The following is a 15,187-nucleotide window of genomic DNA, read 5'->3' on the forward strand; positions in this document are numbered from 1 at the left end:
TGATTTCTCGGGCCGGCAGGGGGTAGGTTCAGGAAAAGTCCAACGCCCGCCCTGGCCTTGGATCCGCTGGATGACCCCGGGGGAAATGACCGTGAGCTTACGACCCTTGTCGCCGCAGGAACGAGCCGATGCGTTGAAGAAGGCCGCGGCGGCGAGGGCTGCCAGGGCCGCCACCAAGGAGAGACTCAAAACCGGTGACCTGTCCATCGCCGAGGTGCTGGACTCCGGGGGCACTGAGGAAGCGATCGCCCGCATGCGCGTCTCCGAACTGCTCGAGGCGCTGCCGGGGATCGGAAAGGTCCGGGCAGCCGCCATTATGGACAACCTGGGCATCGCAGCTTCCCGTAGGGTGCGGGGGCTGGGCGTCCACCAGCGCCGGGCGCTGGTAGATTTTATGAACGAGAAATAGATCCATCCGAACAGAGTCATCTGAAGACCGCCCAAAGGAATACGTGAGCAAGAAACCCGGACTGACAGTCCTCGCAGGTCCTACGGCTGTTGGTAAAGGCACCGTGTCCACCTATATCCGCGACAATTACCCCGAGGTCTGGCTGTCCGTTTCAGCTACCACGCGTGCTCCGCGGCCGGGGGAGGTCGATGGAGTGCACTACTTCTTCAAGTCGAAGGAGGAGTTCGACTCCTTGGTCGCCGCCGGCGAATTCCTGGAATGGGCCGTGGTGCATGGACAGAACACATACGGCACTCTGAAGAGCACGGTAAAGCAAGCTATTGCCGAAGGACGTTCGGTCCTGCTCGAGATCGACCTGCAGGGCGCACGCCAGGTAAAGCAGGCCCTTCCGGATGCGCAGTTCGTCTTCCTAGCACCGCCCAGCTGGGAAGAGTTGGTACGTCGCCTTGTGGGCCGCGGCACGGAAAGCGCCGAGGAACAGCAGCGACGGCTGGAAACCGGTAAAGTAGAACTTGCTGCTGAACCGGAGTTCGACCACACCGTTATTAATGACGACGTTCGCCGGGCAGCGGACGAGCTTGTTTCACTCATGGGGCTGACCCCACACCCGCGCTAGCCGCCGGATCGTGCCAGCCCGTTAGAATTTGGAGAATTCGTGTCCACGAACCTTGAAGGCATCATCAACCCGCCGATCGACGAGCTGCTGAAGGCTGCCGATTCGAAGTACGGACTGGTGATTTTCGGTGCCAAGCGTGCACGCCAGATCAACGCTTACTACGCCCAGCTGCACGAGGGCCTGTTCGAGTATGTCGGACCGCTGGTTGACACCAAGCTGAACGAGAAGTCGCTGTCCATCGCGCTGCGCGAGATCAACGAAGGCAAGCTGGTCGCCACTCCCGTCGAAGCTGCAGAGTAACTTCCGCAGAGTAAACAGACTGCCTGTTGACGGAGGTCACGTGCGCATAGTCCTCGGAGTCGGGGGAGGGATTGCCGCCTACAAGGTGGCGTCGCTCCTCCGGCTTTTTACTGAAGCCGGCCATGACGTCACGGTCATTCCCACCGAAGCGGCCACCCGCTTCGTCGGTGTGGCGACCTGGGAGGCGCTCTCCGGAAACCCGGTGACCAACAGCGTCTTCGACGACGTCCATCTGGTCAACCACGTCCGGCTTGGCCACGAGGCCGACCTGATGGTCGTGGCCCCCGCGACCGCAGACCTGCTGGCCCGCGCCGCGACCGGGCAGGCCAACGACCTCCTCACCAACACGCTGCTCATGGCCAGCGGCCCCGTGCTCTTCGCCCCCGCCATGCACACAGAAATGTGGCAGCACCCCGCAACGCAGGCCAATGTGGAGACCCTCCGTAGCAGGGGCGCAACCGTGCTGGAACCCGCCAGCGGGCGCCTGACCGGCGCAGACTCTGGTCCGGGCCGCCTGCCTGAACCTGAGGCCATCTTTGAAGCGGCCATGGCGCTGGCACGCGGCCTGCAGGAAGTCGTTCCCGGCCACGGCGGGTCCGAGGCTCCGCTCTTCCCGCTCACCGGCCGGACCGTGACCATCAGCGCCGGCGGCACCCGCGAACCCCTGGACCCCGTCCGGTTCCTCGGAAACCGCTCCTCCGGGAAGCAGGGCGTCGCGCTGGCCGCGGCCGCCCGGGACGCCGGAGCCACGGTGCGGCTCATTGCCGCCCACATGGAGGTGCCCGCTCCGGCGGGGGTCGAACTCGTGGAGGTCGAGACCGCCCTGCAGCTCCGGGAAGCCGTCCTGACGGCGGCAGCCGATTCCGACGTCGTCATCATGGCCGCCGCGGTGGCGGATTTCCGCCCGGCGGACGTCTCCGGCACCAAAATCAAGAAGCGGGACGACGCCGCTGATCCCGTCATCACGCTCATCCGGAATCCCGATATCCTCCATGAACTCGTGGCCGTCCGCGACGCCGGGGGCAACAGCCAGCTGGTGGTCGGATTCGCCGCCGAGACCGGGGACGCCCACGGCGACGTCCTCGGGTATGCCGAGGAGAAGCTGAAACGCAAGGGCTGTGACCTGCTTGTGGTGAACCACGTGGGCTCGGACAAGGTTTTTGGCCAGGACCACAACTCCGTGGTCATCCTTTCGCGGACCGGCTCCGAACCCCAATCGGCGTCCGGCTCCAAACAGGACGTGGCCGCCGTTGTCATCGATCGCATCAGCGCTGAGCTGAGCAAGGTCTTTCCGCGAACCTGACGGGCGTAAGGAACGTCTCCTTAGCATGGGGACATACGCCGACGCCCGTCCGTTTGCCAACCAGTAAGGTAGTTGAGTGACTTTACCGCTGCACATTCCAGAATCCCACGGGTCCGTACCGTCCGCGCTCCGGCTTTTCACGTCTGAGTCGGTGACCGAAGGCCATCCGGACAAGATCTGTGACCAGATCAGTGACGCGATCCTGGACGCCCTGCTTGCCAAGGACCCCGAGTCGCGCGTGGCCGTGGAGACCATGGCCACCACCGGCCTGGTCCACGTAGCCGGCGAGGTCACCACGGACGCCTACGTCGAGATCCCTCAGATCGTCCGCGAAACCATCCTGGGCATCGGCTACGACTCGTCGGCCAACGGCTTCGACGGCGCCCGCTGCGGTGTGTCCGTGTCCATCGGCCAGCAGTCGAACGACATCGCCGGCGGAGTCTTCAATTCGCTGGAAGCCCGCGAAGGCCGCCAGGTGGACGACTACGATCTCCAGGGTGCCGGCGACCAGGGCCTCATGTTCGGCTACGCCAGCGATGAGACGCCGTCCTACATGCCCGTGCCGATCTGGATCGCCCACCGGCTGTCCGAACGGCTCACCGAAGTGCGCAAGAGCGGCGAACTGTCGTACCTGCGTCCGGACGGAAAGACCCAGGCCACCATCGGGTACGACGGAGACCGGCCGGTCTCGGTCGAGACCATCGTGATCTCCAGCCAGCACGCCGAGGGATTCAGCCTCGACCAGCTCCGGGCCGACCTCGCCTCGCATGTGATCGACCCCGTGCTTGCCCTCTCAAACCTGGACATCTCCCGGACTGCCAACATCCTCAACCCCGCAGGCGCGTTTGTGATCGGCGGACCGGTCGGCGATGCCGGACTCACCGGCCGCAAGATCATTGTCGACACCTACGGCGGCATGGCACGCCACGGCGGCGGCGCCTTCTCCGGCAAGGACCCGTCCAAGGTGGACCGCTCCGCGGCGTACGCAATGCGCTGGGTTGCCAAGAACGTGGTGGCGGCCGGACTGGCCAAGCGGGCCGAGATCCAGATCGCCTACGCGATCGGCCAGGCCCGTCCGGTGGGCACGTACGTGGAAACGTTCGGAACCGAAACCGTGGATCCTGCCAAGATCAGTGCCGCGATCGCCGAGATCTTTGATCTCCGGCCGCGCGCCATCATCGATGCGCTCGACCTCAAGCGCCCCATCTACGCCAAGACTGCGGCCCACGGCCACTTCGGCCGCGATGATCCGGACTTCACTTGGGAGCGCCTGGACCGCGTGGATGACCTTAAGGCGTACTTCAACGCCTAACCCGTTGCCCGAAGGCGTCAGCAGCCAGGAATGTCATACCCGTGTGCTTGGCTGGTGGTTAATTCAGGACGGAGGTAGGCGTTATGTCTGACGGCATGCCGGACCAGCCCCTGCAGCTTTCCTTGCTGCAGGGGTTTCCCGCCAGCACCAGGACCCTCACGGGGCCGCCGCTGGCGAGCGTCCGCCCCGTGGCCCGCGTGCTGATCGAATCGTCCCTGCCGCACCTGGACCGGCCGTTCGATTACAGCGTGCCGGCGGATCTCCACGAAACAGCGCAGCCCGGCGTGCGGGTCAAAGTGAAGTTCAGCGGCCAGGAACTGAACGGCTACATCCTGGAGCGGGCCGAGGAGTCCGACGCCGGCCATGTCCTGGTGCCGCTGCACAAGGTTGTCTCGCCCGTCGCTGTCCTTACGCCCGAACTTCGGGAGCTCGCCAGCCGTGTTGCCGGCCGGTACGCGGGCACGGTCAGCGACGTGCTCCGCGTGGCCATACCGCCCAGGGTCGTGAAGGTGGAGAAGGAAATTGCTGCGGAGGATGCAGTGGCGCCAGCTGTGGCCGTTTCCCCTCCCGGCACCGAACCCGGTGCCGGATGGGCGGATTACCGGAACGGCGCCGCGTTTCTCCGTCACCTGAGTGCCGGCGGCTCACCCCGTGCTGTCCTGAGCGCCCTGCAGGGCTTCGGTCCGGGCGGCTGGCCCCGGCTCCTTGCCGGGGCGGTGGCGGCCGTTCGGCAGTCCGGCCGGGGCGCGGTGGTCGTGGTCCCTGACTACCGCGACCTGGACAGGGTACAGTCCGCCCTGGAGGAGGTCCTTCCCGCCGGGGACATCGCCCGGCTCACCGCAGACGACGGCCAGACGCCCAGGTACCGCAGCTACCTGCGGGTCCTCAACGGCACTGCCGGCGTGGCGGTCGGCACGCGCTCGGCAGCCTACGCGCCGGTCCGGAACCTCGGCCTCGTAGCGTGTTGGGACGACGGCGACGATCTCCACGTGGAGCAGCGCTCCCCGTACGCCCACTCCCGGGAAGTGCTCCTGCTCCGGGCGGAGCAGGAAGGCGCCGCATGCCTGCTGGCGGGGCACACCCGCAGCACGGAACTGCAGCGCCTCGTGGATGCAGGCTGGGCCATGCCCGTGGAGGCTGAGCGCACCGTGGTCCGCCGGACCGTTCCCCGCGTGCTCAACACCGCGGACAGCTTTGAAATGGAACGCGACCCCCTAGCCAGGATGGCACGCCTGCCCGGCGCTGCGTGGCGCACGGCCAAGGAAGGCCTGGAACGCGGACCCGTGCTGGTCCAGGTTGCCCGCTCCGGGTACGCACCCTCGCTGGCCTGCGAGACGTGCCGTGAGGCCGCCCGCTGCCAGTCCTGCCAGGGGCCGTTGGCCGTTGCCGGTGCGTCCGGCAGTTCCGCCGTCCCGCAGTGCCGCTGGTGTTCGACGCCGGCGCCTGCCTGGCGCTGCAGCCACTGCAACGGCACCCGGCTGCGCCGTGGCGCCACGGGGGTCCTGCGCACGGCCGAAGAGCTGGGCAGGGCCTTCCCGGGCAAAGCCGTCGTCACTTCCTCCGGCGACCACGTCAAAGCCACCGTCGCGGACACCGGGGCGCTCATCGTGGCCACCGTAGGGGCCGAGCCCGTCGCGGCCGGCGGCTACGCGGCCGCCCTGCTGCTCGATGGCGATTCGCTGCTGCGCCGCGAAAACCTGCGGGCAGGAGAGGATGCCGTGCGGCGGTGGTTCAATGCGGCCGCCCTCGTGCGCCCGGCCCAGGAAGGCGGCGTCGTGGTGATCACCGCCGACGACACCGCCGCTGTGGGAGCCCTGCTCCGCTGGGACCCTGCCGGATATGCGCAGCGCGAGCTGGCACTGCGCACCGAGCTGCAGCTTCCGCCGGCGGTACGGGTGGCCTCCGTGACCGGGGGACGCGCCGCCGTCGCTCATTTCACAGCGTCGGTCACGAAACTCCTCGCGGGGGAGGGCGTGGAGCTGCGCATCGCCGGTCCGGCGCCGCTGCTCCCTGCGCTGTCCTTGCCTGCGGCCGCACCGGGGCAGGCCGCCGGCACCGCAGCGGCGAGGGCCGAGGACGTCCGCACCCTCTTGTTCATTCCGTACGGCCAGGCCGGCGCCGTGACCAGGCTCCTCAGGGCCGCGAAGGCGGCCAGTGCGGCGAAACGCACCGAAGACCCCGTGCAGCTGCGGCTGGACGGCGTGGACGTCCTCTAGGCAGCCCTAGCCGGCGCGGAGTGCCACGACTTCCGCCGCGACGTCAACCAGCTGCCGGGCGGACTCGTCCCAGCTGAATTCGTTGGCGCGTTCCACCGAGCGCCGGGACACTTCCTGCCAGTGCCGGTCGTCGCCGAGGCTGCGGACGGCCGCGGCAAAGGCGTCCGGCGACTCCGGGTCCACGTACGTGGCGACGTCGGCGCCCACCTCACGGAAAATCGGAATGTCGCTGGCGATGACCGGAGTGCCCAGCGCCATGGCCTCCACGAGGGGAAGACCGTAGCCCTCGGCCTTCGACAGGCTGACCAGAGCCGTGGTGCGCTTGAGCAGCACGGTGTATTCGTCGTCGGTAACGCCGTTATGGAAGACGACGTTCGCGCCGTCGGGAATCAGGGCCTCGAGTTCGGCGCGGCGGTGCGGCGTGATCCGGCTGAGCAGGTGCAGCGTGTAGCCGGGCAGCTCCGCCATCCCGGCGAGCATGGTCTCCACGTTCTTGTACGGCATGAACGAACCCATATAGAGCAGGGTTTTGTCGGCACCCACAGCGGGGTCGCGCGGGAGCTGCGCGGGCTGCGGGGCGTTGCTGACGATGCGGACAGGGCGGTTGGTCAGCCGGTACTTGGCCATAAGGGCCTCCGTGGTCCGGCTGATGGTGGCCACGACGTCCGCGCGGTTGAGCAGGAGCCGCTGGGGCCAGAACGCCTTGTGGTAGAGCCGCCACAGGATGCGGACCGGCGCCGGCAGGAACCCGGGCGGCTCCGGGTGCTCGTAGTAAATCAGGTCGTGCAGCGTCAGCACGAGGCCGTACTTCCGCCCCCACGTGCCCATGGTCTGCATGGGGCACACCACCACGTCGGCGCCAAGTTCATTGACTTTCCGGGCCACGAACAGCTCCTCGGGGGAGAGCGGACTGTTGATCAGCGTGTAGGGCACATCCGGCAGGAGGGCCAGCTGCCGGGGGTCGCTGATGAGCATGGAGACGTCGGCGATTTTCGACGCCGCGGCGATGAGGCTCGCGCCGTAGCGGCTGATGCCGTCATGGTGGTCGGTCCGGGTGAAACGGGCGTCGATGACAATTTTCACGCGGGGTGGTCCTTCAGGAAGCGTCGGATGAAAGCGGCGGCCGGCTCCGGTGTTTCGTAGTGGATCAGATGCCCGACGCCGGGAATCACGTCCAGCTCGCCGTCCGGGAGCCGGGCGGCGAGCTTGTGCTGGTCCTTCAGCAGGGCGATTTCATCCTTTTCCCCGGCGATCAGCAGGACCGGCAGGGTGAGTTCCTCCGCCACCTCGGCCACGTTGCTGCTGACTGATGCCGTGAAGGATTCCAGCAGGCTCTCGCGGTTGGCGAACGCGCTGAAATAGGCATGGTGCTGCCCGTGGATGAAGTTCAGGAGCCCCTTGTCCTTTGTTTTGGCCATGGCGATGCTCATGACCCTGACAATGAGCCGGCTGCGCAGCAGGAGCAGGCCCAGTCCCCGGGGGAGCCGGGCCGAGAGCCGGTAGTACAGCACGGCGAGCCGGGTCATGGCGCCCTTGGGACCTTCCAGGGCGGGCGCTGCAATCGGGTTTATCAGGATCAGCGGCCGGACAGCCCGCGGGTGGCGGGCGGCGAAGTGGGCCGCCACGATGGAGCCGAAGGAGTGTCCCAGCAGCACGGTGTCCGGACCAAGGTCCAGGGCGTCCATGAAGTCGTTGATGAACTGGCCGTAGCGGGGGACGCTGTGGCCGTCGTCGGCAAAGGCCTCGGAGCTGCCGAATCCGGGAAGGTCGGGCATGATCAGCCGCATTTCGGGCAGCTGGTCGGCGACGCGCAACAGGCCATGGTGATCGCCGCGGAAGCCGTGGATGACCAGGATGGTGCGCGTTTCCGGCGTCGTCCGCACGGGTTCGTAGGTCCAGTACGCCACAGTGGTGCCCCGGAGGTCGACGTCGGAGGCCCTGGTCCTGGCTGCAAGGTCGCGGCTGAAAAAGGACGGCGTTGTGGACGGCTCGGAGTCTGCTGTTTGCATGCTGTGTGGATCCTAGTTGACGTTGTCGGGGTGGGAGCCGGTGCGGTAGCCGCGGTCCAGGCCGGCGATGTCCGCCATGTCCAGTTCGGAGAGCTCGAAGCGGAAGATATCGAGGTTCTCCCGGATCCTGTCCGCGGAGCTGGCCTTGGGAATGGCGATGTTGCCCAGCTGCACCTGCCACCGCAGAATGACCTGGGCGGCCGTCACTTCATGCTCGGCGGCGAGCGCCTGGATGACAGGATCCTCCAGGACCTGTCCGCGGCCCAGCGGGCTCCAGGCCTCCGTGAGGATTCCCAGCCCGCGGTGCTTTTCCCGGAGCTCGGCCTGCTGCAGCCAGGGATGAAGCTCGATCTGGTTGACCGCAGGTATCACCTCGGCGGTCTCCAGCAGCTGGTCCAGGTGCTGCGGCTGGAAGTTTGATACGCCGATCGCCCGCACTTTTCCTTCGCGGTACAGCGTCTCTAGGGCGCGGTATGTCTCCCCGAACAGTCCGCGCCTGGCGCACGGCCAGTGGATCATGTACATGTCCACGTACTCGAGTCCAAGGTTGACCATGGACGTATCGAAGGCGCGGAGTGTGGCGTCGTAGCCGTGGTCGTCGTTCCAGACCTTCGTGGTGATGAAGAGGTCTTCCCGCGAGGTGGGCGGTGCGGCCTCGCCCGAACCGCCGCGGGCAGCCTCCACCCCGTACAGCGAACCGATTCCGCGGGCCACGCCGGATTCGTTGCCGTACATGGCAGCCGTGTCGAAGTGCCGGTATCCCGCTTCCAGGGCCGTGGCCACCAACCTGGCAGCGTCCTCAGGTGGAACCTTGTAGAGCCCGAATCCCAACTGGTCGATCAGCACGCCGTTGTTCAGGCTGAGCCGGGGTGAGGTAGTCATGGTTATGACTCTACCGATATGGCGCAGGGACGCGTGGAACCCCCATCATCACAGCCGGACGCGTTGCTGCGTTGCTGGGGACATTTCCCCTATTGGCGCAAACAGAGGACGACGGCGTGGAGGAGAAGTCAGGGTGTGCTCAACCTCAGCGTGACGGGGGACGCGGTCTGGGGTCCGCCGCATCCCACCGTTCTTCCGACCCGTTGCCAGTCCAGCGGCACCTTTTTCTCGGCGAGAGTCTTGCCGGCGGCGTCGAGAGCCCGAACGGTGACTGACCCGGGGGAGTCGATCTCGAACCCGAACCGCCACGTGTCCGGGCCAACCTTCTCGACCATGATGCGACGCACGGTGGGACCACCACCCGGCGGTAAACCGAGACCGTTGGCCCCGGTTGGAGTCGCGGTCGCGGATGGAAGTACGGTCTGCGGTGCAGGGCGCTCCGTCGCCCGGGAACATGCCTCCGGGGTGCACAGCTGCACCCAAGACACGTTGGGGGTGTCTCCATCCACGGCCACAGTGACGAAGTTGATCCACGCGATGGCCGGGCAAACCGTTGCGCAGCCCGTAACCGGCACCAGCGCCGGCAGCAAGACTGTGAGCCATGCAAGGGACCGCAGGAGCTTCATGCGGCCAGCATAAGTCCGGGCCACTTTGAGAAGCTATGTCCACGCAGGCGCGGGACCGTTCAGCTTGCTGTGTCGAAACTGACCAGGCGCCTGGCCGACGCCTCGTCCAGGATCAGATCCGTGGCGAGGCCCGCCGTCAGAGCGCCCCGGAGGCCGTTGATTTTGGACGCGCCGGAGACCACGCAGATCCTTCGGCGCACCTGGCGAAGCTGGTCCAGGGACGGGCCGGTGGACCGTTCGTTCAGCGTGATGCCGTCCGAGGAACCGTCGCCGCGGAAAAACACCGTGGCCACGTCGCCCACGACGTCGGAGCTCGCGAGAATGTTCAGATCGTCCTCGTCGAGGTAGCCGCCCGCGTAAACGTGGCTGGGATAGTCGGCGTCCACGGAGCCGACACCGAAGATGGCGATGCTCATCCGCGACTGCAGGTCGAGGATGCGTTGAACACTCCGCTCATTCCACATCGCCGTCTTCGTCGCTGCATGATCGAAGAAGGCAGGAACCGGGAACTGTTCCACCCGGGCTCCGTAGGCGCTGCCGAAGCGGCGCATGATGTCGCTCGCGTACGTGATGCCCGTGGTTTGCATGTTGCCCGCCCCGTTCAGCTGCACGATCACGCTGTCGTGCGTGATCTTGCGGGTCAGGTGCCGGCTGACGGCGCTGAGCGTGGAACCCCAGGCCACGCCGATGATGGCGTTGGAGTCCACCAGCGGACCGATGGTGCGCGCGGCCTGCATGGCCACGCGGTCCAGTGTTTCGGCCTCGTTCAGGGTGTCCAGGACGGGCACGACGTGCACATCCACCTTGTACTGCGTCCGGATTATCCGCTCGAGTTCCGGGCCGGTGTCCAGCGGACTGCGGATCTGGATCTGGACCAGGCCCGTTTCGCGGGCGGTCGACAGCAGCCGCGAAACCGTGGACCGGGACGTCCGGAGCTCCCGCGCAATCGCGTCCATCTTAAGGTCCTGGAGGTAATACAACTGGGCGGCCCGGAGGGCTTCGGAATGTCGTGGACGCGGCATGCTCTTTCCGTTCTGCACGTTTGTGCATAGTGCTTGACTACATTTTCCATTGCTTCGAACAATAGTGGTGAATGGCGGCGCGTCCCATGGCGCGCCGCCTGAAATAAAGCCCACGAACCAAACCCAAAGGAGCAGTTTTGGGACTCAAGGATCCATCCGGCCATCCGTTCAATTCCGGCGCGCGGGGCACGGCCGAGCGCGCCTCAGTGGCCAGCCTGCGGCAGCGGCCCAACGCCCGCGTCCTCGTCATCGGAGGCGGCATCAACGGCGTCGCCACGTTCCGCGACCTCGCCCTGCAGGGCGTGGACGTGGCACTGGTGGAGCGCGGGGACTACTGCCAGGGCGCCAGCGGCGCATCCTCTCACATGATCCACGGAGGCATCCGCTACCTCGAAAACGGAGAGTTCCGCCTGGTCCGGGAATCCGTCGTGGAGCGCAACCGGCTCCTGCGGATCGCGCCGCACTATGTGAAACCCCTGCAGACCACCATTCCGATCTTCAGCACCTTCTCCGGCATCCTTGCGGCACCGCTGCGGTTCCTGACACACAAGCAGCACGGCAAGCCCAAGGAGCGCGGGGCCTTCCTGATCAAGCTGGGACTCAGCCTCTACGATTCCTTTTCCCGTGACGGCGGAAACGTCCCGCGCCACCAGTTCCGTGGACGGAAGCGGGCGCTGGCCGAGTTGCCGATGCTGCACCCCGCTATCAAGTACGCGGCCACCTACTTCGACGCCTCCGTTCATAACCCCGAGCGCCTCACCCTCGACGTCCTCCGGGACGGCGAGAAAGCCGGCGGGAAAGCCGGCGCCTGGAAGGCCGGGAGCACCGCCCGCGCCAGCAACTATCTTTCGCTGGCCTCCATCAAAGCAAACGGAGCCGGTTCCAGCACGGTGGAACTCCGCGATGAACTGACCGGCGAGGTCTTTGACTTCACCGCGGATGTCATCGTCAACACCACCGGTGCGTGGGTTGACCTCACCAACCGGGCCATGGGCACGCCATCGTCCTTCATGGGCGGCACCAAGGGCTCCCACATCGTGCTCGACCACCCCGGCCTGCTGGCAGCCTGTAACGGCCGCGAGATCTTCTTTGAACACACAGACGGCCGGATCGTCCTGATCTACCCCATGGGAGACCGTGTGCTGGTGGGAACCACGGACGTGGACGCCGACCTGTCCGAGGACGCCGTCTGCACCGAATCCGAAATCGACTACTTCTTCGACCTCATCGGCCACGTCTTCCCTGACATCGCCGTCAACCGGGGCCAGATCGTCTACACGTTCTCGGGCGTCCGGCCCCTGCCCAGGCACGACGCGACCCAGCCAGGCTTCGTTTCCCGGGACTACCGCATCGAACGGCGAGCGCCGGAAGCCGGCGGCAGCGGCGCCGTCGTGCTCAGCCTCGTGGGCGGCAAGTGGACCACGTTCCGGGCCCTGGCTGAACACCTGAGCAACGACGTTCTAGCCGAACTGGCAATGGAGCGGAAAGTCTCGACGGCGAAACTCGCCATCGGCGGCGGCGCCGGCTTCCCGGACAGCGAGGCGGGAATCCAGAAATGGATCAAGGCGCACATGAGCGCGAACCGCGATGCCGACCGCGTGGCAGGTCTCCTGACCCGCTACGGTACGCGTGCCGGCGAAGTCATCAGCTACCTCGACGGCGGCCCTGACAGCCTGTTGCGCTCCACCCGGGAACTCAGCGTCCGCGAGCTGGAATACATGGCAGCCAACGAGCAGATCGGCCACCTGGTGGATGTTCTGATCCGCCGCACCTCCCTTGCCTTCCGCGGTCTGGTCACTGGTGAGCTGCTCAACGAGATGGCCGACATCCTGGCGGAGCCGCTCGGCTGGGATACGGCAGACCAGTCCGCCGAGATCCACCACGCGCAGGAGGTGCTCAAGCGATACCACGGCGTCGAGGTGCACAGCCTCGTCTCCTGAGCCAGGGTCACACAGACCCCGGCGCCCGGGCCGGGCAGCCCGGACGCCAGGGCCGGACCGGGTCCGCCGCACAGCAGACCCGGACCGGCCGCCGCCACCAGCCAACGCGGTGACGGCACAACCGTCCTTCAACCTTTCGAAGGACTGACAACAGAAAATAGAGGAGTCAAAGATGTCTCTTGGATTGGTTTTTCTTTCCGAAGTTTTCGGAACCGGCATGCTGACCCTATTGGGTTGCGGCGTGGTGGCCAACGTTGCGCTGAAAGGCACGAAAGGCAACAATGGCGGGTTCCTGATGGTCACTTGGGGATGGGGCATCGCCGTTTTCGCCGGTGTCTACGTTGCCGCAAGCTCAGGCTCCCACCTGAACCCGGCCGTCACCCTGGGCCTGCTCGTCAAGGGCAGGCCAGAGTACGCCCCCGGCGTTCCCGTGGACTTCGCGTCCACCTTCACCTACTTCGGCGGGGAAATGCTGGGCGCTTTCCTCGGCGCTGTAGTCATGTGGCTAGCCCACAAGCAGCACTTCGATGCCGAGCCCGCGGAGGCGAGCAAGCTGGCAGTCTTCTCCACCGCCCCGGCCATCCGCTCCACTCCCTGGAACCTGGCCACGGAAATCATCGGCACCTTTGTCCTCGTTTTCGTCATCCTGACCTTCGGCGGCATTCCCTCCGGGCTTGGCCCGCTGGCCGTGGCCCTGCTGGTTGTCGGTATCGGCGTGTCACTTGGCGGTCCCACCGGCTACGCCATCAACCCCGCCCGTGACCTCGGCCCCCGCATCGCCCATGCCCTGCTGCCCATCAAGGGCAAGGGTCCCAGCGACTGGAGCTACTCCTGGATCCCGGTTGTCGGCCCACTGATCGGCGGAGCCCTGGCTGGCCTCGCCGGGTGGCTCCCGATCGTCTTCACCGCGGCCACCTGACACCTGATTCACTGCACGACTCCGGCTGCACAACGCTTTCAAGTTTTTTTGCGCACATTTCCTCATTAGAAAGAACCACGACAAGGACGTCATCATGAGCCAATACGTAATAGCCATTGACCAGGGCACCACCAGCACCCGCGCCATCGTCTTCGACCAGAGCGGCAGCATTGTGTCTTCCGGGCAGATGGAACACGAGCAGATCTTCCCCCAGGCCGGCTGGGTTGAGCATGACCCCGCCGAGATCTGGGACAACACCCGCGAGGTCATCGGCTCCGCGCTGTCCAAGGCGAACCTGACCCGGCATGACATCGCCGCCGTCGGCATCACCAACCAGCGCGAAACCACGGTGGTCTGGGACAAGACCACCGGCAAGCCGATCTACAACGCCATCGTGTGGCAGGACACCCGGACCCAGCCGATCGTGGATGAACTCTCCAGCGACGGCGGCGCGGACCGTTTCAAGCAAAAAGTCGGCCTGCCGCTGGCCACCTATTTCTCCGGAACCAAGATCAAGTGGATCCTGGATAACGTCGAAGGTGCCCGGGCCAAGGCCGAGTCCGGGGACCTTGTGTTCGGCAATACGGACTGCTGGGTGCTGTGGAACCTGACAGGCGGCGTTGACGGCGGCGTGCATGTCACCGACGTCACCAACGCCTCGCGGACGCTGTTCATGGACCTGGACACGCTGAAGTGGGACGAGGAAATCCTGGGCATCTTCGGAGTCCCGGTGACCATGATGCCGGCCATCAAGTCCTCATCCGAGGTCTACGGCACCGTCCACACAACCCAGCTGTTGCGGGAGGTTCCCGTGGCCGGCATCCTGGGCGACCAGCAGGCGGCCACGTTCGGCCAGGCGGCGTTCCAGACAGGTGAAGCGAAGAACACCTACGGCACGGGCTGCTTCCTGATCTTCAACACCGGGGAGGAGATCGTCCACTCCAAGAACGGGCTCCTGACCACTGTCGGATACAAGCTGGGAGACGCGCCGACCCACTACGCGCTGGAAGGGTCGATCGCCGTCACCGGTTCGCTCATCCAGTGGCTGCGGGACAATCTCGGCATGATCAGCAGCGCCCCGGAAGTGGAGACCCTGGCGGCCGCCGTGCCGGACAACGGCGGCGTGTACATCGTTCCTGCCTTCTCGGGCCTCTTCGCGCCGTACTGGCGCTCGGACGCCCGGGGCGCCATGGTGGGCCTGACGCGGTTCGTCAACAAGAACCACATTGCCAGGGCCGCGCTGGAAGCCACCGCCTTCCAGACCCGCGAGGTGCTGGACGCGGTCAACGCTGACTCGGGCGTCCCGCTCACCGAGCTGAAGGTCGACGGCGGAATGGTCGCCAACGATGCCCTCATGCAGTTCCAGGCGGACATCCTGGGCGTCCCGGTCATCCGTCCGAAGGTGGTGGAGACCACCGCGCTGGGCGCCGCCTACGCCGCCGGCCTCGCCGTCGGCTTCTGGAAGGACCTCGGCGAGCTCTCCGCCAACTGGTCCGAGGACAAGCGGTGGGAGCCGGCAATGGACCCGGCAGAGCGGGACCGGCAGCTGCGGCTGTGGAGGAAGGCCGTCACCAAGGCCATGGACTGGGTGGACGCGGACGTGAGGTAGGCGGCGCATAAGCCCGGATCCGTG

At 66.2% G+C, this 15,187-nt stretch carries 14 protein-coding genes; 9 read left to right on the forward strand and 5 right to left on the reverse strand.

Features of this window, described 5'->3' with window-relative positions; genetic code table 11:
* The first annotated feature begins 85 nt into the window (after positions 1-85).
* The 6 genes from mihF to J7I89_RS18190 all read left to right on the forward strand — a co-directional run bounded on the left by mihF (position 86) and on the right by J7I89_RS18190 (position 6,156).
* Positions 86-409, forward strand: a complete 324-nt coding sequence (gene mihF, locus J7I89_RS18165) for an integration host factor, actinobacterial type (RefSeq protein ID WP_251045536.1) — start codon at positions 86-88, stop codon at positions 407-409.
* Between the two features lie 43 nt (positions 410-452).
* On the forward strand, positions 453-1,025 hold the full coding sequence (gene gmk, locus J7I89_RS18170; RefSeq protein ID WP_214973204.1) for a guanylate kinase: 573 nt from the start codon (positions 453-455) through the stop codon (positions 1,023-1,025).
* 39 nt (positions 1,026-1,064) lie between these two features.
* On the forward strand, positions 1,065-1,325 hold the full coding sequence (gene rpoZ, locus J7I89_RS18175; RefSeq protein WP_056635274.1) for a DNA-directed RNA polymerase subunit omega: 261 nt from the start codon (positions 1,065-1,067) through the stop codon (positions 1,323-1,325).
* Between the two features lie 40 nt (positions 1,326-1,365).
* Positions 1,366-2,628: a bifunctional phosphopantothenoylcysteine decarboxylase/phosphopantothenate--cysteine ligase CoaBC gene (gene coaBC, locus J7I89_RS18180; RefSeq protein ID WP_214973206.1), complete on the forward strand. Its 1,263-nt coding sequence runs from the start codon at positions 1,366-1,368 to the stop codon at positions 2,626-2,628.
* A gap of 76 nt (positions 2,629-2,704) precedes the next feature.
* Positions 2,705-3,940: a methionine adenosyltransferase gene (gene metK / locus J7I89_RS18185; RefSeq protein WP_214973208.1), complete on the forward strand. Its 1,236-nt coding sequence runs from the start codon at positions 2,705-2,707 to the stop codon at positions 3,938-3,940.
* 83 nt (positions 3,941-4,023) lie between these two features.
* A complete protein-coding gene (locus tag J7I89_RS18190) occupies positions 4,024-6,156 on the forward strand; it encodes a primosomal protein N' (protein ID WP_251045516.1) in 2,133 nt (710 codons plus the stop codon).
* A 6-nt stretch (positions 6,157-6,162) separates the two neighbouring features.
* Here J7I89_RS18190 and J7I89_RS18195 read toward each other — a convergent pair whose 3' ends face one another.
* The 5 genes from J7I89_RS18195 to J7I89_RS18215 form a co-directional block, all read right to left on the reverse strand.
* Complete coding sequence (locus J7I89_RS18195) at positions 6,163-7,239, reverse strand: glycosyltransferase family 1 protein (RefSeq protein WP_214973210.1); 1,077 nt, start codon at positions 7,237-7,239, stop codon at positions 6,163-6,165.
* Positions 7,236-8,165 carry an alpha/beta fold hydrolase gene (locus J7I89_RS18200; protein WP_214973212.1) on the reverse strand — a complete coding sequence of 310 codons (930 nt, stop codon included), beginning with the start codon at positions 8,163-8,165 and terminating at the stop codon, positions 7,236-7,238. The genes J7I89_RS18195 and J7I89_RS18200 overlap by 4 nt, the downstream gene beginning before the upstream one ends.
* A gap of 12 nt (positions 8,166-8,177) precedes the next feature.
* The gene (locus J7I89_RS18205) at positions 8,178-9,047 is read right to left on the reverse strand and encodes an aldo/keto reductase (protein ID WP_214973214.1); all 870 of its coding nucleotides are present in this window, start codon (positions 9,045-9,047) and stop codon (positions 8,178-8,180) included.
* A 128-nt stretch (positions 9,048-9,175) separates the two neighbouring features.
* Positions 9,176-9,382: a hypothetical protein gene (locus tag J7I89_RS18210; RefSeq protein WP_214973216.1), complete on the reverse strand. Its 207-nt coding sequence runs from the start codon at positions 9,380-9,382 to the stop codon at positions 9,176-9,178.
* 350 nt (positions 9,383-9,732) lie between these two features.
* Positions 9,733-10,695, reverse strand: a complete 963-nt coding sequence (locus tag J7I89_RS18215) for a sugar-binding transcriptional regulator (protein ID WP_214973217.1) — start codon at positions 10,693-10,695, stop codon at positions 9,733-9,735.
* Between the two features lie 137 nt (positions 10,696-10,832).
* Between J7I89_RS18215 and J7I89_RS18220 the strand changes: the two genes are divergently transcribed.
* The 3 genes from J7I89_RS18220 to glpK all read left to right on the forward strand — a co-directional run bounded on the left by J7I89_RS18220 (position 10,833) and on the right by glpK (position 15,163).
* Positions 10,833-12,635 carry a glycerol-3-phosphate dehydrogenase/oxidase gene (locus tag J7I89_RS18220; protein ID WP_214973218.1) on the forward strand — a complete coding sequence of 601 codons (1,803 nt, stop codon included), beginning with the start codon at positions 10,833-10,835 and terminating at the stop codon, positions 12,633-12,635.
* A 172-nt stretch (positions 12,636-12,807) separates the two neighbouring features.
* Positions 12,808-13,554, forward strand: coding sequence for an MIP/aquaporin family protein (locus tag J7I89_RS18225; RefSeq protein ID WP_214973219.1), 747 nt, complete (start codon positions 12,808-12,810; stop codon positions 13,552-13,554).
* Positions 13,555-13,648: 94 nt separating this feature from the next.
* Complete coding sequence (gene glpK / locus J7I89_RS18230) at positions 13,649-15,163, forward strand: glycerol kinase GlpK (protein WP_214973220.1); 1,515 nt, start codon at positions 13,649-13,651, stop codon at positions 15,161-15,163.
* The last annotated feature ends 24 nt before the right edge of the window (positions 15,164-15,187 follow it).

It is taken from the genome of Arthrobacter sp. ISL-5, assembly GCF_018613835.1.
In the GTDB taxonomy this organism is placed as follows: Bacteria; Actinomycetota; Actinomycetes; order Actinomycetales; family Micrococcaceae; genus Arthrobacter.